Genomic DNA, 22659 nt, shown 5'->3' on the forward strand with positions numbered 1-22659 from the left:
AAAAACCCAATATCATCATGAATTTCAAGTTGCTTTCGGCCTGTTTTGGAGCGATTCTTATCTCCTGCCATACCAGCTTCGGGCAAGTTACCAATAACCCCAAAGTAGATGAACAGTCGGCGTCCTATGTGAAGATCAAACGCGTAGAACTGACAGATAACAACACCATTATTTACCTCCAATTTATTGAAAAAAAGGCTTCTGTACCGGAATTTCGCCCCCAGCCCAGAATGATGCCGTTCCCGGATTCCCGTCCGCAGCAAAGGCAGCAACTGCAGGAAGATCAGATTTGGCTGGATCCTGAAACGCGATTGTACAAGCCCGGGGAAATCGACAAAAAATTCAAATTTATCAAGGCTGAAAATATCCCAACGACTTCAAAGATGAACGTGGCATCGGGTGATACCGTGGACTTCGTGGCTTACTTCGAAAGGCTGTCTCCTGGTATTGAAGAGTTTGATTTTTATGAGGGAAGAAGCATGCCGGGGCAGCAGTCCTGGAATTTTTATGGCGTACACATCAAGAACCCGCTTAAAAAACAAACTAACCCGCCTTCTAAATCCACTGCAAAAACCGCAGTACCCTCCAAAAAGCCAGGTGAAAAGCCGGCGACGAAAGCTCCCGACAAGCCATTGTCTGCCAGGCAACCGGAGAAGGGGGCCAACCACGCATTTTCGGTGGTCAGCGGTACAGTATATGATTCAAAAACAAAGCAACCCATTCCTGCACGCATTACCTATATAGAGAAGGGCGATACACTTCAGGTTCAGTCGTCTTCCGGCAAGTACCGCGTCGGACTCGATCCCGAGGAAAAATATAATTTCCGCGTAACTGCTAGGGGTTACTATGGATCGTCGTTTACACTCGCGCCGGGGGACTCGTCTGAGCGCCCGGGGGGCAATCGGGATGTTTACCTCACGCCGCTGATTGTCGGAGAAACCATCCTTTTGCCGAATATTTATTTTGAAACCTCGAAATACACGCTTTTACCGGAGTCGTTCGACGAGCTGGACCGGCTTGTTGAGGTAATGCGGGACAATCCTTCTATTGAAATACGGGTGGAAGGTCATACCGATAATGTGGGTGATTTTGATAAAAACCTGGAATTGTCACGGCAGCGCGCAGAGTCGGTCAGAAATTACCTGGTCGAAAAGGGCATTGCGGAGGCGCGTATCGAAGCGAAAGGTTACGGAGGAACGCGCCCGCTTAAAAAAGGCAGCGAAGAAGAGCGGAAGAAAAATCGGCGGGTAGAATTTGTGATTACTGAGTTGTGAGGCAGTAACGTCGGTGAAGGTCAGTTGTAGTCAGGTATGGTCAGTTGAATCATTGATTGTCAGGAGGAGATACACACCTGTATTATGACAATTCCTGACTTAACTGACAACAACTGACTACTTCTGGCTATTACTTTTACCTCGCTTTGATAATATTGGTGAACTCCCTCGATTTCAGGGAAGCGCCTCCAACCAGACCTCCATCGATATCCGGCGCGGCGAACAGCTCGGATGCGCTGGCAGCCGTAACGCTTCCGCCGTACAGGATAGAAATTTCATCTGCAACTTCTGCGCCGTATTTGGAAGCGATGTGCTGACGTAAAGCAGCGTGCATATCCTGTGCCTGCTCCGCCGAAGCCGTCAGGCCGGTTCCGATCGCCCAGATGGGTTCGTAAGCGATAACCACTGAAAGCAGTTGTTCGGCCGACAAATGGAAAAGGCTTTCGGTAAGCTGGTTTTTCACAAAACCGATGTAGTCTTCATTCTGACGTTGTTCCAGCGACTCACCGCAGCAGAAAATAGGGGACACGCCGAAAGAGAGCGCAGTATTCACTTTCTCTGCAAGCAATGCGTTGGTTTCGTTGAAATACTGACGACGCTCGCTGTGACCGATCAGGACATATTCCACGCCAATCGATTGCAGCATCTGCGCGGAAATCTCGCCGGTGAATGCACCTGAAACTTTATCGGAACAGTTTTGAGCTGCCAGTGCAAAATTGGATTCGCTCTCGATATATTTTTGAATCGTAGTGAGGTAGATAGCCGGAGGGCAAAGGATGATTTTCGCGTCATTCCGGACCTCGTCTTTGGCCATATTAACGAGCTCCGACGTAAGCGCAACTGCTTCATCCAGAACCTTGTTCATCTTCCAATTGCCGGCAACAATTTTTTTTCGCATGAGAAAATTTTTATTATGGGAAAAAGTCTTTTAACGCAACAAAATTACCATATTTTCCTCATTTACATGATTATATGTATGTGATGAAAAAAATGTCGAAAAGTTTGCACATATAAAGATTTTTTTGTGTTTTATTCATGTGAAATGCATTATTTTTACTTTAATAACCAATTGGACTGAATTCGATACTTAGTATACACAGCAGGATATAAATAAGATAGTTAATTCATTTATAATCAATGTGTTTTGTGATGTTATCAGCGGAAATCGAAACTTAGCATTTAAAGAAAGGAGGCCACGATGAAGACGTCTAAGTGGTTAATAGCAGCGATCATACTTATTGCCCATACCCTAACATTCGGCCATTCCAGCGACGTACCCCCCGTTTCAGAGGAAAAGTATGGTTATTTTTTAGATAAAAACTATAAAATAGCCCGCATCCCGTTTGAACTGCATTCAAATCTCATCCTGGTCTATGTCAAGATCAATGACAATGATTCTCTGAGGTTTATACTGGATACAGGCGTCAGTTCCATTATCATTACAGACCCCCATGTGCTGAAACCGGACAAGCTGCGTTTAACGCGGAAGGTTAATCTCACCGGGGCCGGTGAAGGGAAAGCCATTTCGGCCCACGTAGCTATCGACAACCGGTTTTCGATGGGCAGGCTCAAAGCCAACCATCAGAATATCGTGATCCTGGAAGAAGATTTTCTCAGGTTATCGGAGTATGTCGGTGTGCCGGTCCATGGGATTTTCGGTTATGAGATATTTAATAACTTCGTGGTTACCATCGATTTTGCCAAAAAAGAACTGCTGTTGATGCGCCCTGACAAATACCGCTATAAAACCAGCAAAGGGGACAAACATCCATTGATTATCGAAGACACGAAACCGTTCACTGATGCCGTCACACTTTTTGCCGATGGGCGGGAGCACCCTATCCGGGTTCTGATCGATACGGGCGCCGGACATGCGTTGCTGCTCAACAATACACCGAAAGAAACTTTCAGATTACCCGAAAAAGTAATCAGGGCGCAGCTCGGACGTGGTCTGAATGGCGTGATCAATGGCAATCTGGGACGTGTCGATAAAATGCGGCTCGGACGCTTCGAGCTCAACAATGTAGTTGCATCTTTTCCCGATAGCATCGCATTCGGGTCCAAGCTCCGGGCCGGAGCAGAGCGGCAGGGCAATATCGGATGTGAATTATTGAGGCGGTTTAAGGTTACTTTCAATTATCAGGAGCACTATATGGTGCTGAAACCGATTAAGAGCCGCCTGCGTGAAAAATTCGAACATGATATGAGCGGGATGGAGATACGTGCGGAAGGTACAGACCTGCGTTCTTACATAGTGAACCATATCGTGACGGATTCTCCCGCCGCCAGGGCCGGATTGTTGGAAGGAGATCAATTGCTTTTTATCGATGACCACTCTGCGTCTGAGCTCAATGTCAGTGAGATATACAAATTGTTGCAGCGCGGTGACGGCAAAAACATAGACCTGCTGGTGAAGCGCAAAGGTGATATTTTCTTTACCCAGGTCACACTGCGCAGGATGATTTAGTATTTTTGACCAAACAAAAATTTGGCCGTTTGGAACGCTTCATCATCACAGAGGATGGCTCGCACTCATTATTCAGCGCGCAGTTTAACCAGCAATACCACTCTTTACAAGGTGCTTTGAGTGAGTCAGAGCATATCTATATCAATCTAGGCTTAAAACCGGTTCTGGAAAATACTCCAGGGCCGGTTTATGTTTTTGAAATGGGTTTCGGTACGGGTCTGAATGCGTTTCTGGCCTGGAAGCTCGCCGATAGCCTTCAAAAGCAGGTTCACTACACTTCTGTTGAGGCATATCCCATCAGCGTGGAGGAAGCCTCCGCGCTCAACTACGAAAAGCTTACGGGCGAAACCGGCCTGATGCGGCTACACGAAGCACCGTGGGCTTCAGATAACCATATGTCCCCCTATTTTATTCTCCGGAAAGACAAAGTCGCATTGCAGGATTTCGTTTCGGAGCGGTTTTCTGACGTAGTGTTTTATGATGCTTTCGACCCGCGCGCGCAGCCCGAATTGTGGACAGCAGAAATATTTTCCCAGGTAGCGGCCCAAACCAAACAAGGAGGCGTATTAGTTACATATTCTTCAAAAGGGATCGTTAAGAGAGCTCTGGCAGCGGCCGGATTTGTAGTAGCAAGGCATAAGGGCCCCGGTAGGAAGACACACGTATTGAAAGCCATTAAATTATAAGATTCATTGAAATCCATACCAGTATGAATTACCAGAATATCATTAGCCAGGAATTAAAGGAAGCGCAAGCCGTACTCGACGATTTTCTCAATGACCCTGCTCAGATCGAAAAAATCGAGGTGGCTGCCGGCCTGATGGCCGATGCGATCATCCATAACGGCAAAATACTTTCCTGCGGCAACGGTGGCTCACATTGCGACGCCATGCATTTTGCGGAAGAGCTGACAGGTCGTTACCGTGATAATCGTCGTGCGTTACCCGCGATCGCGATCTCGGACGTCAGCCATTTAAGCTGTGTCAGCAATGATTTCGGATATGAATATGTATTTTCAAGATATATCGAAGCGTTGGGGCAGCCGGGCGATGTATTGCTGGGATTGAGCACCAGTGGAAATTCGGGTAATATAATCAGGGCGGCAGAAGCTGCACGGGCAAAAGGCATGAAGATCATCATCATGTCGGGTAAGGACGGCGGAAAGCTGGCCGGCGTGGCCGATGTGGAGATTCGTGTGCCGCATTTCGGGTATGCCGACCGTATCCAGGAAATCCACATCAAAGTCATCCATATTTTTATGCTGCTGATCGAAAAGATGGTCTTGCGCGACTGACGGCGGCAGCTGTTTGGGTAATCTGGAAATGAAAGGAAGCAATGCACGCCATTTTGCATCAGGCGTTGTTTTTTCTGGTTGGAAGTTTGTTTATTGAGAATTAATGCCGGACCCATTGGCAACACCTGACCCATGTCCGGCTATTCTTGACCAACACTGACCAGTACCTATTATGAATGTCCGTCCATCCGCTGTTGTATTTCAAAATGATGCTATACTCACACTGCGTTATTGCTATGGAGAAAAAGAGGTCTTTGCATTGCCGGGAGGAAATCCGGATCCGGGCGAATGCCTTACTGATGCGCTTGCACGCGAATTGATGGAGGAGCTTGGTGTAGAAATCAGTGTGGTAGACATGCTTTTTTGTGGAGAAGTGATATGGCCGGAGGTTCAGAAAGAAACTTTGCACATGGTATTCAAGGCAGAAATAGCCAAGGGTGTGCCCACGCTGAATCCTGTCCATACAACAGCACTGGAGATCGTCTGGCTGCCTGTGGGCGCATTGGCGGGAATGCACCTGTACCCTAACACGGGAAAGCAAATTGCCGGATATTATAATCGGACGCAGCAGCCGGCGCATATCGGTATCATCGACCAACCCTACATCCGCTAACAATTCCCTAAGCCGGGCATTACTTCTTCGTTCGTTTCTATAAGACAGAAACATACTGTACTTTTGCATTTTTAATAGGCAGCAGGGTAAATGGAAAACGAAAAGAAGGAGAAATTATCCAACTTCTTAATAAGACGGGCGGAGAGGGATGTATTATCGAGAGGGCGTTCCATTTATAGCAGTGGCGGCTTAAAAGTTTCTAAACTCGATTACAATGGTCCCGGTAATGCGGAATTTAAGGTCAAAAGCGACTATTCGATTCAGTTTTACCAGATTTTTATCCGCGACTTTCTTACACCGCAGATCACTACCGAATGTTCATGCCCCGATAAAGCGGGGCTGTGTAAACATCGTGTAGCAGCGATTTTGTACATTCTTGACAAAATGCCGACGATCAAACAGGTTGTTCACGAGATGAGCAATACGGTGATCGAACTTCAGGAAATCCGGGAAGCGCAGCTGCGCAGTATGGTTTTGGATGAAACCTGGCAGAACCGGGAGAATGCCGGTCCTGTCGAGATCCTGTCTGCCAAAGAAGGAGAAGCTGAATGCCGGATGTCGGAAAACGGACTGGAGTTTCTGATGACATTCAAGCGTGTAAAGGGAACCCGGCAGGTCCAGACTTCCTGCACATGCAACCAGAAACTGTGGGTACCCCTTTGCGAACACAAGCTGGCCGCGTTGCTGAAATTACGTGAGGAGCTGGGAGAAAAGGCATTCGAGGTCATGCGTGATCTGACTGCTGAAAAGAGCAATTTGCTGGCTGAATACGGCTACTCGCTGAATGATCAGTTCAAAGATAAATTTGAATTCAGGCTCGACGAAGATGGAGGCCTGCAACTCATAAAACTGGATCCCGCGATTCAGAAAGTTGGCCCTTATCAGGACTGGAAATCACTGCGCGACAGGATTTTACCGACGCAGGAGGCTTCTTTTAGTGTAACGTTAACCGAGAACGGGCAGGAAGATGAGGATCGGATGTCCATATTCGTTTTCTGGCCAAAAGGAAAAAACCACCTGCTTGACATCGGTTTTGGTGTTTTTTCAGTCAAATACAGTTCCAAGTCAGAGAAAGTGACTAATATCCGGAACATTGCCGGAGGGTCAAGTCATTATTATTCCGCGGACGAAATACCGGTACTGACCGAATCTGATGCGCGTCTGGTACGCATTGCCAAACATTGGGAAGAAGGACTTCAGAAATTTATCCGTAAACAGGGCTGGGCGTATAATGCTTATCTGCATTTTGATGATGTGGAAGCAGATCAGCGCTATGAGGCGAGGAATTACGTGGGCAAGCAACTTACCCGCGTTTTCAATGACCTGGATCCTGAAAGGCTCTTTCTGGCGGACGGTGATTATGTTACCAGCAACCACCAGCTTACCCAGCTCGAATTGCACCGGGAGCCTGTCAAGTTGTTTTTTGTCCTGACCGAGGACAAAGAATTCATCACCCTCAATCCTTATGTGGAGCTTAAAGCTGGTACACCGCTGGAATTACAGAAGGTCGTCTCGCTGGATAGCTTTTGGCTGGGTATTTATAACGAAAAGATACTATTCCGCTGGGCAGGGATCAGTGAAGCCGAAATGGTGACCTACCTCAGTCATAATGGTTTTAAAATCCGGGTAAAAAAGGATTTTGCGGAAGACTTCCTGACCAACTGGATTATTCCGGTAACGGAGAAGTTCGACGTGATTTTTCAGACCCGACATGAGATCCGGACCTCCCCGCTGAACTTTCAGAAGCCGAAATTTTACCTGAAAGAGGATGAGGCTAATCTATTGATTGTACCTTCCTACGTGTACCTGGGAGAGAACGGAGAAGCCGAGGAGCTGGAATTGTTGCATGACCAGCGGCGCACCAAAGCTAGCTACGAGAACAGCCAGATCACCATGCTGGAAAGGGACAGCCAGGCTGAAAATGATATATGGGAGTGGACGAGAGGGTTACACCCGGGCTTCGGGCACCAGACCGGTCAGCCGTTCTTTTATGTTCCTTTCGATCATGTGATGAAGGATGGCTGGCTTTTCAATTTCGTAGATGCCGCCAAGAAAAAGCACTACGAGGTATTCGGGTTCAAGGACCTGAAAAAAATGCGTTTTAACCCTAACAGGGGCACAGTTAAAGTGCATACTTCTTCAGGCATTGACTGGTTCGATATGAAAATCGAGATCAGCTTCGGAGATCAGACCGTGTCCCTTGCCGACGCCAAGAAAGCATTGCTGAAAAAGCAAAACTATATACAACTTCAGGACGGATCGCTGGGCGTGCTCCCCGACGAATGGATTGCGAAACTCGAACCGCTGATGCAGTTTGGCAGGATCGAAGACGATCAGATCCATTTGTCCAAAATCCATTTCTCGCTGATCGACGAACTGGTTTCCGAAATCGATAATGAAGCGGTGTACAAGGAATTATGGGAGAAGAAGCAAAAACTGCTCAATTTCAAACAGATTCCTTCCGTCGCACTTCCTCAGAATATTGAAGCTACATTAAGACAATACCAGGAGGAGGGTTATAAATGGATCCATTTCCTGGACGAGTTTGGCTGGGGAGGTTGCCTTGCGGATGATATGGGTTTGGGAAAAACCCTGCAAATGCTCACATTCCTGCAACAGCAAAAAAACCTGGATCCAAAATATACGAATCTTGTCGTAGTTCCTACCACGTTGATTTTCAACTGGCAGGCGGAAGCTGCGAAATTTACCCCAGACCTGAAACTGTATGTTCATCGGGGGATGTCGAGAAGAAAAGACATCGATTTTTTCCGGGAATATGACATCATTCTGACCACCTACGGAACCATGCGAAGTGATGTGGAGCTTCTTCGGGCGTTTGACTTCAACTACATTGTTCTCGACGAGGCACAAGCCATTAAAAACCCCGATTCGCTAACATCCAAGGCATCCCGGCTCCTACGCGCTCGCAACCGGCTGACCATGACTGGTACTCCGGTAGAGAATAATACGTTTGATCTTTACTCGCAGTTTGAATTCCTGAACCCGGGGATGCTCGGTCACGCGGATTTTTTCCGCACCGAATATGCGACGCCTATCGACAAATACCAGGATAAGGAAAAGGCCGCTGAACTACGCAAGCTGGTTTATCCATTCATGTTGAAACGGACTAAAGAAGAAGTCGCCACGGATCTGCCCGACAAGACCGAGACAATCCTCTTCTGTGAAATGGGTAACAAGCAGCGGAAAGTTTACGACACGTTCCGCGAACGGTACCGGCAGGAGATTGCCGAGAAGCTTGCAACAGAGGGGCTTAATAAAAGTAGTTTCCTCATTCTGGAAGCACTCCTCAAACTACGGCAGATATGCGACTCTCCCTCGATATTGTCGGGAGATGAAGATTTCGGAAATGAGTCGGCCAAGCTGGAAGAGCTTACCCGCGAGATAGAGGAGAATGCCTCCAACCATAAGATATTGATTTTTAGTCAATTTCTGGGGATGCTGGATCTTATCCGGAAGCATCTGGAGAAGGTCAATATTCCTTACGAATATCTGGACGGGCAGACTGTCGATCGGGCGGGAAGGGTGAATCGTTTTCAGAGTGATCAGACTTGCCGTGTGTTCTTAATGAGCCTGAAAGCGGGTGGCGTGGGATTGAACCTAACCGAGGCGGACTATGTGTACCTCGTCGATCCGTGGTGGAATCCGGCGGTAGAGCGTCAGGCGATTGACCGTACGCACCGGATCGGGCAGACGCGCAAGGTATTTGCTTATAAAATGATCTGCAAGGATACGATTGAAGAGAAGATCTTGCTGCTGCAACAGCGGAAGCAGGATCTGGCGGAAGATTTGGTGGGAGGAGAGTCCGGTTTTATCAAGAAGCTAAGCCAGGAAGATATTATGGGGCTTTTCAGCTAACCTACCAGACCAGGCTTAGTAATTTAGTATTTTGCCTCCCGAAGAAATGTTCAGCAGCCTCTGATTGACCAGCCGGGCTGATATTTCCTTTTTTGAAACGGTATCGGCCGAGGCGAATTCAAATGTTTGTGAATCGGTCAGTAGCTGATCACCGAACTGTGGTTCCTGCGTTTTATCGTTGTTCTGGCCAATTGGCGAAAAATTGTACATTTTTTCTACACTTTCGCCCTTGGTCGCCCCATACCTGGACTCTTTTTGCATTACGCAGAGAACCAGTAAGACTGAGGCAATTAGAAGTGTAATTTTGTTTTTCATGACAAGAGATGTCTTTTGCATAGGGTTTAAATCAGACAACTGCTTTTCAAAGAGCAAAATTCGCGCCAAAAGGTTGGAAGACATAAAGAAATTGAAAGTGAAAAGGCCGCAAATCTGCATGATTTGCGGCCTTTTGATATTTAGAAGCTTACGGAAGCACCGCAGTGAACTCAATTTCAACAAGATAGTCGGGCGATACCAGTTTACTGATTTCGTAAATTCCGGTAGTAGGCTTGATGTCACGGAAATAAGCGCCATGAGCTCTCGCGATTTCATCAAAACAAGTAATATCGGTGGTGAAAATCCGTGTACGAATCACGTCGTTCAGACTTGCGCCAGCGTCCTGCAACACCTTGTCGATTCGTTCGATGATGTTATTGGTCTGGGCATAGGCATCATCAGCTTTCACTTTTTCGCCGTCAACGATCGCGACAGTGCCGGCTACTTCAACGATGTTTCCAATGCGTACCGCGCGACAGTAGCCCATTTTGTCTTCCCAGGGAGAGCCGGAGAGAATATTTTGTCTTGACATATGAATGGTTAAGTATTTGAAAATGCAAATATACGTAGTGACCGGACAGACGCCGCGTGCCATATTTATCTTTCCTCTTCCCTTATAGCCAACGCAATCCGGATCTGCCCATAGTCAAACTGCTCGTTCAGCAGCTCGAAGAGGGGCTTCAGGGGATCATTTTTACCAACCTGCATTTCGTTGGCGGCACTGGTGATCGTCTGGTAGGAATGGGGATCGATGAGTGATTTGAGATCTACCGGATGACCATCTTCACGGAGCTTCACTAAATGAGAGATGATGGTTACCGGGTTAAGATCGCGTTTCTCCGCAATCACTTTGACGGAATACCCGGCATTGTAAAGGTCTAACGTTTCGACGAAAGTCATGCCTTTCATGATCCGTGTACCCGGCTGATTGTTTTCCCGGGCGAAATTCAGGATTTCGTTAATGAATGCTTCCCCATATCGTCTGAATTTTTCGGCGCCTACTCCCGAGACGGCCTTCATCTGCGCCTCGGATACTGGTTTTCTCTGCGCCATTTCGGAGAGCGTCGCGTCGCTGAAAACAACATAAGGCGGTACGCCCAATGCGTCGGCCAGTTGCTTTCGCAGTGTACGCAGACGCTCGAAAAGCGCATCCCGGACGATCTCCTGCTTTGCTTTTTCCTTCGGAACCAGTTCTTCTTCCTTGGCTTTGCGCTCACTGAGCGGGATGAATTTCACCAGCTCCACATGGCGTTCGCCTTTCAGGATCTGACGGCTTACCGGGTTCAGCTTGAAACTGTGTGCCTCGTCATATGCAATGTCCATGATGCCGGAATTCAGCATCTGACTCAGATATTCAGCCCATTCATCGCCCCGAAGCTCGTGCCCGACGCCGAATGTGGGCAAGCGATCATACCCGTGTTGCAGAATGTTGCGGTTACGGCTACCCCGGAGGATGTCGATCAACATACCCATGGCCACTTTCTGTTCGGTACGTGCGATGCCCGACAATGCCTTTTGCGCGATGACCGTCGCGTCGAACCGGGTCCGTGGGTTCCGGCATACGTCACAATTACCGCAGTCGTGTTCGACGGGCTCATTGAAGTAGCTCAAAAGGATCCTTCGCCGGCACATATCCGCCTCCGCATACTGCTTCATGCGGTTCAGTTTGGCGTGAAGGAGTTCCTTTTGCTCCGCCGACTGGTCCGAATTGTTGATCATGTCCTGCCGGGTGATAATGTCCAGATAGCTGTAAAACAACACGGTATCTGACGGAGAGCCGTCGCGGCCGGCCCGACCAATTTCCTGGTAGAAGCTCTCCACGTTGGAAGGCAGATTATAGTGAATTACCCAGCGCACGTTCGATTTGTCGATACCCATTCCGAACGCAATGGTAGCCACGATGATCTGGATATCGTCCCGCAGAAAGTTCTCCTGGACCTGGGAGCGCTTGTCGGCAGCCATACCTGCATGGTAGTAGGCTACCCTGAATCCTTCCTTTTGCAGGCTGGCAGCAACTGTTTCAGTACCCTTGCGGCTCAGGCAGTAGATGATGCCGGGCTGCCCGTCGTGACGTTTGAGAAAACTCTGTATCTGTTGAATGCGCTTCCTTCCTGGAAGTACATTGAGACTGAGGTTGGGTCTATCGAAGCTTGAAATGAAAGTTTCGGCGTGCTCGATGTTCAGCTGCTTAAGAATATCGCGGCGTGTTACCCTGTCGGCGGTTGCGGTCAGTGCTATAATGGGCACATTGGGAAAGCGCTGCTTCAATGACGTAAGCTGCCGGTATTCCGGCCGGAAATCGTGCCCCCAGGACGAGATACAATGCGATTCGTCGATGGCAAACAGGCCGACATTCCATTCCCTCAGAAACTCAAACGTATTTCCTGAAAAAAGCCTCTCGGGAGCGATGTAGAGGAGTTTCAGCTCCCCCAGTTTAGCCTGCCACATGACCTGGTCCTGCTCTGGGCCGGAGAGCGTCGAATTCAGGAATGCAGCATTGATCCCGTTGCCGCGCAATGCTTCTACCTGGTCTTTCATCAGTGCGATCAGCGGGGAAATGACGATAGTCAGTCCTGCACGCAGCACTGCGGGGATTTGAAAACAGACAGACTTACCGCCACCGGTTGGCATCAGGACCAGGCAATCGCGGTCGACCATGACAGTATCGATGATTTCGGACTGCAGCGGACGAAAGGAGTCGTATCCGAAATATTTCTTTAATGCTTCCAGTTTGTTGACAGACATCGGTATTGGTTTAATATGTACTTCTAAATTTCCTTTCGCGGTGCAAAAATAGGCACTCAGAGCAGATACATGACCTGCAATTTGATTTCACTTCGTTTGTTTCCGCTAATTTCATTCAATCCCGAGCTGATCTGCGCAAGGTTGAGGTAGCGTGTTTGAGACCATCGGACCCACATTTTCAGGTTCTTAGCGAAGGTGTAGCGCAGCATCAGGTAGTGTCTCGTGCCGGCATCATAATAGGCCGGGATTGAGAAAGCGTACAGCATATCTTTTTCATAAACATATTGTCGGCTGTCGTAATCGTCTGTTTTGAAAAAAGCTAGGCGAATGCTGACCTCCAGTTGCCGGAAATGTGCGGTAATGTCCTGTAAAACAGTGAACCCGTTCGATCCACGAAGTCCTTCGTATTTTAAGCCGCCATATTGGAATCTTGTTCGTAGTGTGTATTTCATCGGCACCTCATATTCGAGATTGAGCATTGCTGTGCGACGGGTAGAATTAATAACAGGTGCTGGTTCTGTTTTGCTGTCGGGCTCGTTGCTTTGTTTGTGTTTTTCGTGAAAAAGCAATGAGGCATTGAACCGTTTATTCGGCTTCCAAAGTGCCCGAAGGAGATAATCGAAGCCTTTGGAGGGTGCATCGACCTGATATTTCAGCCAGGGAAAGTGGAAGTGGTCGTAGAATGCGCTGAGTTGCCAGCGGCGCGGGGCAAATCGGATTCCGGCATATGCCCCGGTTTCATTGATGGGACGCGTGGCCTCGCTCATTGGATTGCCATATAAAGTATGGAAGTTACGGGCATAATGTCTGAGTAATATCGAACAATCCCATTTTTTACCTAAACTAATAACCGCACCACCCAATGCGCCCAATCCGCCGCTGCGAGAAAAGGCACTTTCTCCGAAAAAGTGAAAGTTTTGCCAGCGGTAATCGCCATGCAGGCCGGCAATGAAGTTTTGTTTCCCCGAAAACTCGTATTGGTTGTAAGGAAGATCCCGTTTCCTGAGCACAGAGCTGTAATGCGTTTGCAGTAATGACAGGCCAACCTGCCCTGACCGGAGCTTTTGCAGTAAATGCAGACCAACGTTCCATTCGGTGAGTACATGATGCTTATCGATTTCCGCAGGCGTGCGATGATAGCCGGATAGGGGTAGTGAAGTAGTGATGCTCTCTGCGGCTTCATCCGTCGGCTTTTCCTGTGTAGCATCCCTTTTTACTCTTGAAAAAAACGTAGTAATGTCGGTGCGCTCCGCAACCCGGACCGTTGCTGCCAGGCCGCGAAAGAAATTGGCTTCCGTTGAAGAGGTATAAGGTTTTATGCCTGTTGTGCTTCGATAGGTGGTTTGGATGACTTCCGAGCTTTTACCCAGTGAAAACCCGGCACCGGTGATCATCCCTTGCCCCGCCTGCATTTGGAAGTCGCCAACCACCAGGTTTTTAAATCTGCCGCGGTTCATGATCTGTGTGTGGAAGGAAAGAAAGTCAATGCCGAAAACCTGTTGCTTAGGCTGCCAGGTCCAGAACTTTTCTCCCGCATCTTTCTCCAATGTCAGGCCAATGCTATGCGAGCCGGTACGTGCATTGCGATAGCGCAAGTAGCCGTTGAAAGCGGAACCCTGATAGCGGGTTGTTGAGGATGAGCCGGAATCCAGTGGAGAAAAGCCCTTTTGTCTTTCGAGTAACTTCCCCGATCTGAACATCAGAAAATGCTGTCCCGGATTTTTGAGCGACTCGTTTATTGAAAGCACAGGTTTGCTGATAGTGATAAAAGGAAGCAATCGCCGGATGGTCTCGAGGTCGAAGTCGGGAACGGCCTGCAATTCATACAAGGACAATAATGGGCCGAATTTTTCGCGATAATCCAGTAATGACCGGAGTTGTTTTTCGGATAAAATAAATGTTGCGGAGAGCTCGTCGGCGGTACCTTTATTCAGGTCCAGTGGGCTGGCGTAAAGCTGGATCAACGCTTCATAGAGCTCGGATGCGTCGGTATCTTCGGGAGGGATTGGAAAAAGCTCGGCGATGAATGCATTGATATCGATTTCCGGCCGCGGGGGTTCCTGCGCTTCGCAATGCGGAAAGATTATTGCAAATAGTAATGCAAGGCACAATTGGCAGCGAACGGCCACGGAGCCCCGAAGGTCAAAAGCGTATGTCTGTTTCATCGATCTCAGCATACGCTTTTGATAAAATGAAGAGGTTAGAAGGCTTTCAGGCTTAAATCCAGACTTCGTGCCTGATGCGTGAGCGCACCGCTGGATATGCCATCCACGCCGGTCTCCGCCACGGCACGCAATGTTTTTTCGGTAATATTCCCGGATGCCTCGGTTTCATAGCGTCCGCCGATCCTTTTCACCGCTTCACGCAGGTCTTCCAGCTGGAAGTTGTCAAGCATGATGATGTCCACCTGACCTACTCTCAATACCTCGTCCACCTCTGAGAGATTGCGGGTTTCGATTTCGATTTTGAGCTTTCTGCCGTTTTCTTCCAGGTATTTCCGGGCACCAGTAATGGCTGCTTCAATGCCTCCCGCATAATCCACGTGGTTGTCTTTGAGCATGATCATGTCATACAAGCCCATCCGGTGGTTTACCGCGCCGCCGATTTTTACCGCTATTTTTTCAAAGAGGCGGAAGTTCGGGGTTGTTTTGCGGGTGTCGAGCAGTTTTACCGGCAGGTCTTTGATCAGGTCCGACATCTGCCTCGCATAAGTGGCAATGCCGCTCATGCGCTGCATGATATTGAGCACCAGGCGCTCTGCTTTCAGGATCAACCGGGCATTTCCTTCTACCGTCAAAACAATGTCTCCTGTTTTGACGACAGAACCGTCAAAAAGTAACACATCAATTTTCGCTTTGGGGTGATTGTAATATCCAGCGGTTTCGTCGAAGATGATTTGCGCTACTTCTACGCCGGCGAGAATGCCGTCCTGCTTCACGAGCAGTCTGGCGCGCTTGGTTGCATTTTCAGGAACACTTGCGAGGGATGAGTGGTCTCCGTCACCGATATCTTCCAGCAGGGCGAGTCTGAGAAGATTCCGGAGTTCATGTGGATCAGTTTCCATGATGTAGTTGAATTTGAATCAGTAGGTCTGTTGCCGGTACGCCATATTGTAGCGTATTGCAAATGTAAAAACGTTGGAGTTGGTTGCCACGTTTACATCCTGCGATTTCACCTTCCTGATTTGATAGCGGCCATCCAGAAAAAGGTTGTGGGCCAATGAATAAGACAAACGAAGATCAGTAAATAATGTCGAAGCCTTGATACCCTGACCGATTTTCTGGCCATCTTCACTTTCGCCTACGCGGTTGTCGCCCCGGGTTTCATAGTTTTTCGAAATATCGCCGCCGAAATTCATGGGTAAGCCGGTAGTGGGGTCTTTACCCTGGCTTGCCTTCATGACTGTGCCGTATATCGACAACCTCGGCGTGACTTTATATCGCAAGATCCCGAGATACTCCCGGAAATTCGCGCCCAGCGGGTGGGCGAGCGATTGCCCGTAATGCATATAATTGCGCCCGCCGTCCTTATGCGAGTAGGTGTACGGTCGCACAACATTGTATTCGGCCTGCAAATCGAGGTTAGGAACTCCGAATGCGTCCACATATTTAGCGCCGAGCTGGAAGCTGTATTTGTTCGTCCAGGACTTGCTGCCGTTGAAGAGGAATTTGGTCAGAAATTCATCGAGTACAAACTGGCTGTAAATCGAAGCCTTCTTACCCACCAGCCAGCGGAAGTCGAATCCGAGCAATGCATTGTCCTGGCTTCCGATATAGGACTCGATGTAGCGATAGAAAATGATCGGGTTGAGATAGTTCAGGTCATATCCGCCGCCCACGGAGTCGCGGTTGAAGACTTCCGCTTCGAATACGCCGAAATTGATCTTGTCGGTCAGGTTCACGCTGAGGTGGTGAATGGCGGCAAATTTCTTTCTTCTCAGAAACTCGGAGAATGAATCTTTACCTCCATCGATCATGCTGGTCCACAGGTTGGTGTAATGAAATTTGCCAAGCTGCGTATCAACTCTCAGGAAGAGATAGGGGCTGCTGTTGTCCGAGAGGATCAGCGAACGGTAGCCGCTGCCGAAAACGTTGTGGTCGTGACCGAATTTGACATTAACCGCTTTGAGTGGACGGAAGGTAATATATCCCCTGGCCGACAGGAAGTCGATGCCGTGGTTGCGGGTGACTTTGGCCAATCCTTCTCCCGGGAAACTAAATTCCGGCTTGAAATTATCGACATAGCGCGGAAAACGCCCCTGGCTGTCCGAAACGAATGTGTAGAAACCCAGCTTATCGTTGATCATCCCCCGGATTTCCACGCCTCTGGTCGTGAACCAAAGCGATTGGGTCGTATCATAGCTGTTGTCCTTACCGATAAAATTGGTGGTCGTAAAATTAAAATGAAGGTCGAAGTCCTTGTTGTGAATGCTGTACAGATCAGCCGGGTGATCGAAAAACTTCCTTTTTTTTCCCGGAGGCGGTGATTTGAACCAACCTAGCCGCGCCAGCTTGCTGTATTTGGCGGAGTCTGTAGCGACCATGCCTTTGGTCCATTCCCAGCTGTCTTCTCTCAGATAATCAATAGTTTCCCAATCCCGGTCGGTAAGCTCCACGGTCCCTTCTTTGAGAATGGAGTCGGTCAATGCAACCACTGCCTTTCTTTCAAACGGCTTGACATTCGAATGAAATCCCTCGGTGAACTTGCCGCGCTTGATTTCGAGACGATCGATCAGATGGTAGTAGTCGTCATTGAATGGAACAAAAGAGCTTTGCGCTTGTACGTATGACAGGGATACCAGTGTAAAAAGCAGTATTTTAAAAGGCCGGATAATTCCTTGATACATAGGCAAAAAAATATCTTCTGATCACGCAAGTATAGCTCTTAGCAATAATTTTTAGAATTGGTGTTCCAAATTACGTCAATGAATTTGTATTATCTTGCATGGAGTAGTCTAAAAAACTGTTATCCCCATGTTTTTACTGTCCCAGAAACCTTCCATTGCAGATCACTATCTCGCGGAATTACGCGACGTAAATTGTCAGAAAGACAGGATGAGATTCCGGCGCAATATGGAGAGACTTGGGGAATTACTCGCCTACGAATTATCCAAAACACTGACTTACAAAACGGAGAAAGTAGAAACTCCGCTGGGTATGGCCTCCGCCAGATCGTTGTTGCAGCCGATGGTTTTAGCCACGATCATGCGTGCGGGACTGCCGTTCCACCAGGGCTTTCTAAATGTTTTCGATAAGGCCGACAATGCATTTGTGGGGGCGTACAGGGGCCATCATATCAACGCGGAGGAGGAGTTTACGGTTGAAATGGATTATATCACCAGCCCCGACCTGACCGGTAAGATCCTGGTCATGATCGACCCGATGCTCGCTACCGGCCGGTCGATGGAAAAAGTTTATCATGCGTTATTACGTTTCGGAATCCCTTCGCAAACGCACATTGCCTCGGTGATCGCCAGTCCCGAAGGAGTAGAATATCTCCGGAAAAGGATCCCGCAATGCCGTCTCTGGCTCGGGGCGGTTGATCAGAAACTGAACGAGCAGTATTATATAGTACCAGGCCTCGGCGACGCCGGTGACCTGGCCTATGGTGAAAAATAAGTGCGTTAGTTCAGCAGCTGGTCAAACAGTATCGATACATAGTAGGTACTGCCTACATTCGGGCTTGCATAGGATTGTATGTAGGATTTCCCAAACAGATTCGTCCCACCCAGTTTGACAATCGATTTGATCACAGGTATTTTCAGACTGACCTGAGCATCCAGATTGTTGATCGCCGGTACCTGTGTGTTGGAAAAGACCGGTACGTCGGTGGTTGTAGGCACCACAAAGCTGGACTCCCACAAAAATGCCTGCTGGTGGCGGAACACGACATTGAAACCCCATGTATTGCTGCTGGTAATGCGTCTCCCGAAGTTGACGTTATACCGGTATTTCGGTGTGTTGAACTGTGAGTACTGCACTTCCGGTGAAGGTTTGAAGTCGTGTAGTTCGTTGTTGGCCAGATTGCCCCCCACGTTGAAACCCTTTGGCAGCGCATAATTCAATCCGATTGCAAAGCCCCTGGTGGTGATCGTCTCACTGGTATTTACAGTGCGTGCATAGCCGGAGTAATTCCCTACACCGATTCCCGATTCGATCGGAAGGCCGAGCGCGGCCGGGGCCGTTGGTACGACAATGACCGTTCCGCCGAGCAGATTTTTGTATTTGCTGATATAATAGTAGGCGTCAACAAACAGCTTTTTTGCAATAATCCCTTTGTATCCGATTTCATAGGATGCAATGCGTTCGGGCTTCATTTTGACGGGCTGATATTTGGGCAATTTTTCCAGCGCATATGCCTTGGCCAGGTCAGGAAGCAACCCCGGGACCTGGGCTGCCAGAATGCCCGGAAGTTGTGCAGCCAGCACACCTGGAAGTGCCTGGTTGACCCCCGCTGTAATCGCGGCCTGTATGACCGACGGATTATTGGGAATTGTGCCCGCTGCTACACCCTGGTTGACTTGCGCTGTTACCTGTGTGGTTACGGCTTGGGTAATGCTGGCTGTGGCTTGCTGAGTTACGGCTGCAGTGGCGTATCTTTTCGCACTCTCAATCACCGAGGGATCGCTGTTGACGACATTCATGACAGCCGCTTCCGAAAGGTTTTGCCGGAGAATACCGTTCGACAGATTGTACCGGGTATCAAACTCGGGTAACCCGCCTACCAGAGTTCCCGACGGAGTTTTAAGGTCGATGTATTGATTCTGGGTGGTAGGAATGCGGAAACCGGTCTGATATGAAAGACGGATATTATGCTCACCGAAGGTTGTAACAGCGGACACCCGTGGAGTGAACTGGCCCTCGAAATTCTCATTTTTATCGTAGCGGATAGAGCCCGTCAGTTTCAGGTGGTCCGACAGGAGGTTTTTGCCCGCCTGGACAAATGCCCCGAACTCGTTGATCGGAATGCTGCCGTCCCGCCCCTCTTTAGTGTCTGCAAAAAGTGTCCCGGCTGAGCGCAATGTATAAAGGCGGTAGTTGGCGCCGGCAATCAGTTCGAGAAAGCGGATCTGGTTTTTGAAATTGTAAAAACCCTCGGCATGATACATATTGGTCCGATCTGCAAATCCTCCTCCGCCATTGACGATCGGCATATTCCGGTACTTGTCGAGCAGTTGATTGAACGCACCGCTTCCCGGTTGAGGCATCCCCTGATCCGCTGCCTGCCGCGCGAGCAGGTGCGCGTCCGCTTCTGCCGTACCGGCACCTCGCGCGCCTACAAATGCACCTACATACTGGCCAAACCAGGCATTATTCGGTTTGATCTCTCCGAGCATGGAAACTGCCGCGAGACCGGTGAGGTATGATTTTCCTGAGCGTTCCTGCGTGGTGTATGCTCTTATTGTAAAATTGTCTCCCCGAAGTTCCAGTTTTGCCTGTGTCAGATTAAAATCTCGAAGCGAGTAACGGCCGGTCCCGGTATAAACGGTAGTGCCGTACCCATAATTAACCTGAGCAATGGCTTCCACTTTCTCATTCAGCCGGTAATGTAATGCCGCATTGGCCTTGAAGCTTTGGGTATTATAGTCGACGAGGTCTTTTTCGCGATAACCGGTTCGGCTTACAAATGTATTGGGCACGAGATTAACCGCCTCCTGAGGAATCTGACCCACCGCTGCCAGCGCTTTGGCCACTGCATTGATATTGGTTTGGATTTCGTCGCCATAAACATTCACACCGTCATAATCGAGGTCGGTACCTTTGCCTCTGGCGGGATCTCCATTACCCCCCACATTGAGATTGGTATAGTTGGTTGCCTCCCAGTCTTTGGCCTTGATGTATGACAGGTTGACTTTAAATGCGACCTTGTTGTTAAATGCTTTTGCATAACGGATCGTGGCGTCGACAAAGGGTGTGGTCGCTTTGGAACGGTTGGATTCGTGCATGACCCCGCCCTTGACATTGGCGCTCAAACCCTGGTATAGAAAAGGACTTTTGCTGTTCATCAGGATCAGGCCGTTTACGGCATTGGGTCCGTACAGCGCGGAAGCCGCTCCCGGCAACACCTCTACGCTTTCCACGTCCAGCTCCGACATTCCGATAATATTGTCGAGCGGAAAGTTAAGGCCGGGTGCCTGGTTATCCATACCGTCGATCATCTGGACAGTCCGTGGATTACCCGTGGCCCCGAAGCCACGCATGTTCACCGATTTGAACAGGACACCCTGGGTAGTCATGTCGATACCCTTAAGGTTGGCAAGTGCGTCGTAAAAATTGGTGGACGGTGTGTCACGAATGCCCCGGATATTCAGTTTTTCAACTGCAACAGGTGACTTCATAACACTTTCCTCGACTTTCGACGCAGAAACGACGATTTCCTTACCAAGAATGGGTTGCTCGGCTAACTTGATATCGAGATTGGACATACTTGCTGTGACAGCTATTTCCTGCGACTGAAATCCCACCGAAGAGAAAATGATCGAAAATGGGGGATTCGATGAAGTGGCGAGCCTAAATTCACCTTTTGTATCGGTAATGGTACCTGCCACTTTGCCCTGTATGCGGATGCTGACACCGGCAAGCGGTTCTCCGGTGACGGACTCCGTTACCTTTCCGGTTAAACTAATCTGTGCAAAAGAATGTTGGCAAAGCAACAATAAGAAGAGGCAGTACCGCGAAATTTTGAAGGATGTAGAGATTGAGTTCATGGTTTTTAATGGGTTGATGTTAGTAACAAGTTAACAAGAAATCAGGCTCGTTGTAATTGTGTCCTATTTTTTCTTTATACGGTTACAATTCTAAAGGGAGGAGGAATTAAAAGCAAAAAATGAATCGATGCTAAACCGGCATTTAATTTTTACCCGGGAGGCGCTCAGATCGCCGTGAACTAACTTTCCCGCACTTTTCGTCGGAACGGATGGAGCATACTGACTCTTTATCATTAGTTTTGGGTGATTTTATTTAACGTTATAACAAAATATACCTTACACAACACAAATGCAGGATACTTATGTAATTATCATGGCAGGCGGTGTGGGCACCCGGTTCTGGCCTTTCAGCAGAACGGATTTCCCAAAGCAGTTCCACGATGTGCTTGGCACGGGCAGGACACTGTTGCAGCAGACTGTCGACCGGTTCGATGGCGTTTGCCCTATTGAGAACATTTATATAGTTACCAGTCAAGAGTACAAGGAGCTCATTAAAGAGCAGATTCCGGAATTAACCGACGATCAGATCCTGCTCGAACCTCACCGGCGGAACACCGCGCCTTGCATTGCTTACGCTTGCTACAAAATTGCGGCCCGCAATCCGAATGCGAACGTGGTCGTGGCCCCTGCCGACCATATTATTCTGAAGGAGGAAATATTCAAGGATACAATCAAGGTAGCACTTGGTGCAACCCGCAATGAGGATATCCTCGTAACGTTGGGTATCCAGCCAACACGCCCGGATACCGGTTATGGCTATATACAGTACATTCCGGATAAATTGACGGTGAAAAAAGTTAAATCGTTTACCGAAAAGCCACACCTGGAACTCGCACTGCAGTTTCTGGACAGCGGGGATTTTGTCTGGAATGCCGGCATATTTGTCTGGAATATTAATGCATTTAAAAAGGCACTAGCGCAATTCCAGCCAAACATAGCCGAGATTTTCCAGGGTGGAAACGATCATTATTATCTGGATACGGAAGACAATTTTGTGCAGCGGGCGTATCAGCACTGCGGCAGCATTTCCATTGACAATGGGATCATGGAAAAGGCCGACAATGTACACGTCGTTCTGGCCAGCTTCGGATGGTCGGACCTGGGTACCTGGAAATCGATGTATGAAGTTTCGGAAAAGGATGCCAATATGAATGTTACGGATGGCAACCTTATTCTGCACAATACGACCAACTCGATCATCAAAACCCCGCAGGATAAGCTGGTTGTGATCAATGGGCTCGACGGTTTTATCGTAGCTGAATTTGACGGGGTACTTCTGATCTGCAAAAAGGACGACGAACAGAAAGTGAAGGAGTTCGTAGCCCAGGCTAAGGAGCTCGATCCAAAATATGTTTAAGAAGCATTATC

16 protein-coding genes are annotated in these 22659 nt (G+C 48.6%); 8 read left to right on the top strand and 8 right to left on the bottom strand.

The window, feature by feature from the left end; translation table 11 throughout:
• Positions 1–17 precede the first annotated feature (17 nt).
• A complete protein-coding gene (locus tag BP71_RS35120; RefSeq protein ID WP_496386351.1) occupies positions 18–1274 on the top strand; it encodes an OmpA family protein in 1257 nt (418 codons plus the stop codon).
• A gap of 136 nt (positions 1275–1410) precedes the next feature.
• Here BP71_RS35120 and tpiA read toward each other — a convergent pair whose 3' ends face one another.
• The gene (gene tpiA, locus BP71_RS35125; protein WP_496386352.1) at positions 1411–2172 is read right to left on the bottom strand and encodes a triose-phosphate isomerase; all 762 of its coding nucleotides are present in this window, start codon (positions 2170–2172) and stop codon (positions 1411–1413) included.
• Between the two features lie 300 nt (positions 2173–2472).
• Here tpiA and BP71_RS35130 point away from each other — a divergent pair, with 300 nt between their 5' ends.
• From BP71_RS35130 to BP71_RS35150, 5 genes are all read left to right on the top strand, one after another.
• Positions 2473–3741: an aspartyl protease family protein gene (locus tag BP71_RS35130; protein WP_496386353.1), complete on the top strand. Its 1269-nt coding sequence runs from the start codon at positions 2473–2475 to the stop codon at positions 3739–3741.
• A 29-nt stretch (positions 3742–3770) separates the two neighbouring features.
• The gene (gene mnmC2, locus BP71_RS35135) at positions 3771–4427 is read left to right on the top strand and encodes a tRNA (5-methylaminomethyl-2-thiouridine)(34)-methyltransferase MnmC2 (protein ID WP_496386354.1); all 657 of its coding nucleotides are present in this window, start codon (positions 3771–3773) and stop codon (positions 4425–4427) included.
• A gap of 23 nt (positions 4428–4450) precedes the next feature.
• On the top strand, positions 4451–5035 hold the full coding sequence (gene lpcA, locus BP71_RS35140) for a D-sedoheptulose 7-phosphate isomerase (RefSeq protein WP_496386355.1): 585 nt from the start codon (positions 4451–4453) through the stop codon (positions 5033–5035).
• A 172-nt stretch (positions 5036–5207) separates the two neighbouring features.
• The gene (locus BP71_RS35145) at positions 5208–5648 is read left to right on the top strand and encodes an NUDIX domain-containing protein (RefSeq protein WP_496386356.1); all 441 of its coding nucleotides are present in this window, start codon (positions 5208–5210) and stop codon (positions 5646–5648) included.
• 90 nt (positions 5649–5738) lie between these two features.
• Complete coding sequence (locus BP71_RS35150) at positions 5739–9524, top strand: SNF2-related protein (RefSeq protein ID WP_496386357.1); 3786 nt, start codon at positions 5739–5741, stop codon at positions 9522–9524.
• Between the two features lie 15 nt (positions 9525–9539).
• On the opposite strand, the gene BP71_RS35155 is transcribed toward BP71_RS35150, so the two are convergent.
• The 6 genes from BP71_RS35155 to BP71_RS35180 form a co-directional block, all read right to left on the bottom strand.
• A complete protein-coding gene (locus BP71_RS35155; RefSeq protein WP_496386358.1) occupies positions 9540–9839 on the bottom strand; it encodes a hypothetical protein in 300 nt (99 codons plus the stop codon).
• 148 nt (positions 9840–9987) lie between these two features.
• A complete protein-coding gene (locus BP71_RS35160) occupies positions 9988–10371 on the bottom strand; it encodes a RidA family protein (RefSeq protein ID WP_496386359.1) in 384 nt (127 codons plus the stop codon).
• Between the two features lie 65 nt (positions 10372–10436).
• On the bottom strand, positions 10437–12584 hold the full coding sequence (gene recQ / locus BP71_RS35165) for a DNA helicase RecQ (RefSeq protein ID WP_496386360.1): 2148 nt from the start codon (positions 12582–12584) through the stop codon (positions 10437–10439).
• Between the two features lie 56 nt (positions 12585–12640).
• Positions 12641–14749: a ComEA family DNA-binding protein gene (locus BP71_RS35170; RefSeq protein WP_496386361.1), complete on the bottom strand. Its 2109-nt coding sequence runs from the start codon at positions 14747–14749 to the stop codon at positions 12641–12643.
• A gap of 35 nt (positions 14750–14784) precedes the next feature.
• The gene (nadC, locus tag BP71_RS35175) at positions 14785–15648 is read right to left on the bottom strand and encodes a carboxylating nicotinate-nucleotide diphosphorylase (RefSeq protein ID WP_496386362.1); all 864 of its coding nucleotides are present in this window, start codon (positions 15646–15648) and stop codon (positions 14785–14787) included.
• An 18-nt stretch (positions 15649–15666) separates the two neighbouring features.
• Positions 15667–17430 (bottom strand): capsule assembly Wzi family protein, encoded by a 1764-nt coding sequence (locus BP71_RS35180; protein WP_496386363.1) that lies wholly within the window; start codon positions 17428–17430, stop codon positions 15667–15669.
• Between the two features lie 127 nt (positions 17431–17557).
• Here BP71_RS35180 and upp point away from each other — a divergent pair, with 127 nt between their 5' ends.
• Positions 17558–18202, top strand: a complete 645-nt coding sequence (gene upp / locus BP71_RS35185; RefSeq protein WP_496386364.1) for a uracil phosphoribosyltransferase — start codon at positions 17558–17560, stop codon at positions 18200–18202.
• A gap of 5 nt (positions 18203–18207) precedes the next feature.
• Here upp and BP71_RS35190 read toward each other — a convergent pair whose 3' ends face one another.
• Entirely contained in the window at positions 18208–21291 is a 3084-nt protein-coding gene (locus BP71_RS35190) for a carboxypeptidase-like regulatory domain-containing protein (protein ID WP_496386365.1), read from the bottom strand.
• A gap of 289 nt (positions 21292–21580) precedes the next feature.
• Between BP71_RS35190 and BP71_RS35195 the strand changes: the two genes are divergently transcribed.
• Positions 21581–22648, top strand: a complete 1068-nt coding sequence (locus BP71_RS35195; RefSeq protein WP_496386366.1) for a mannose-1-phosphate guanylyltransferase — start codon at positions 21581–21583, stop codon at positions 22646–22648.
• The last annotated feature ends 11 nt before the right edge of the window (positions 22649–22659 follow it).

It is taken from the genome of Dyadobacter ginsengisoli DSM 21015 (genome assembly GCF_059568735.1).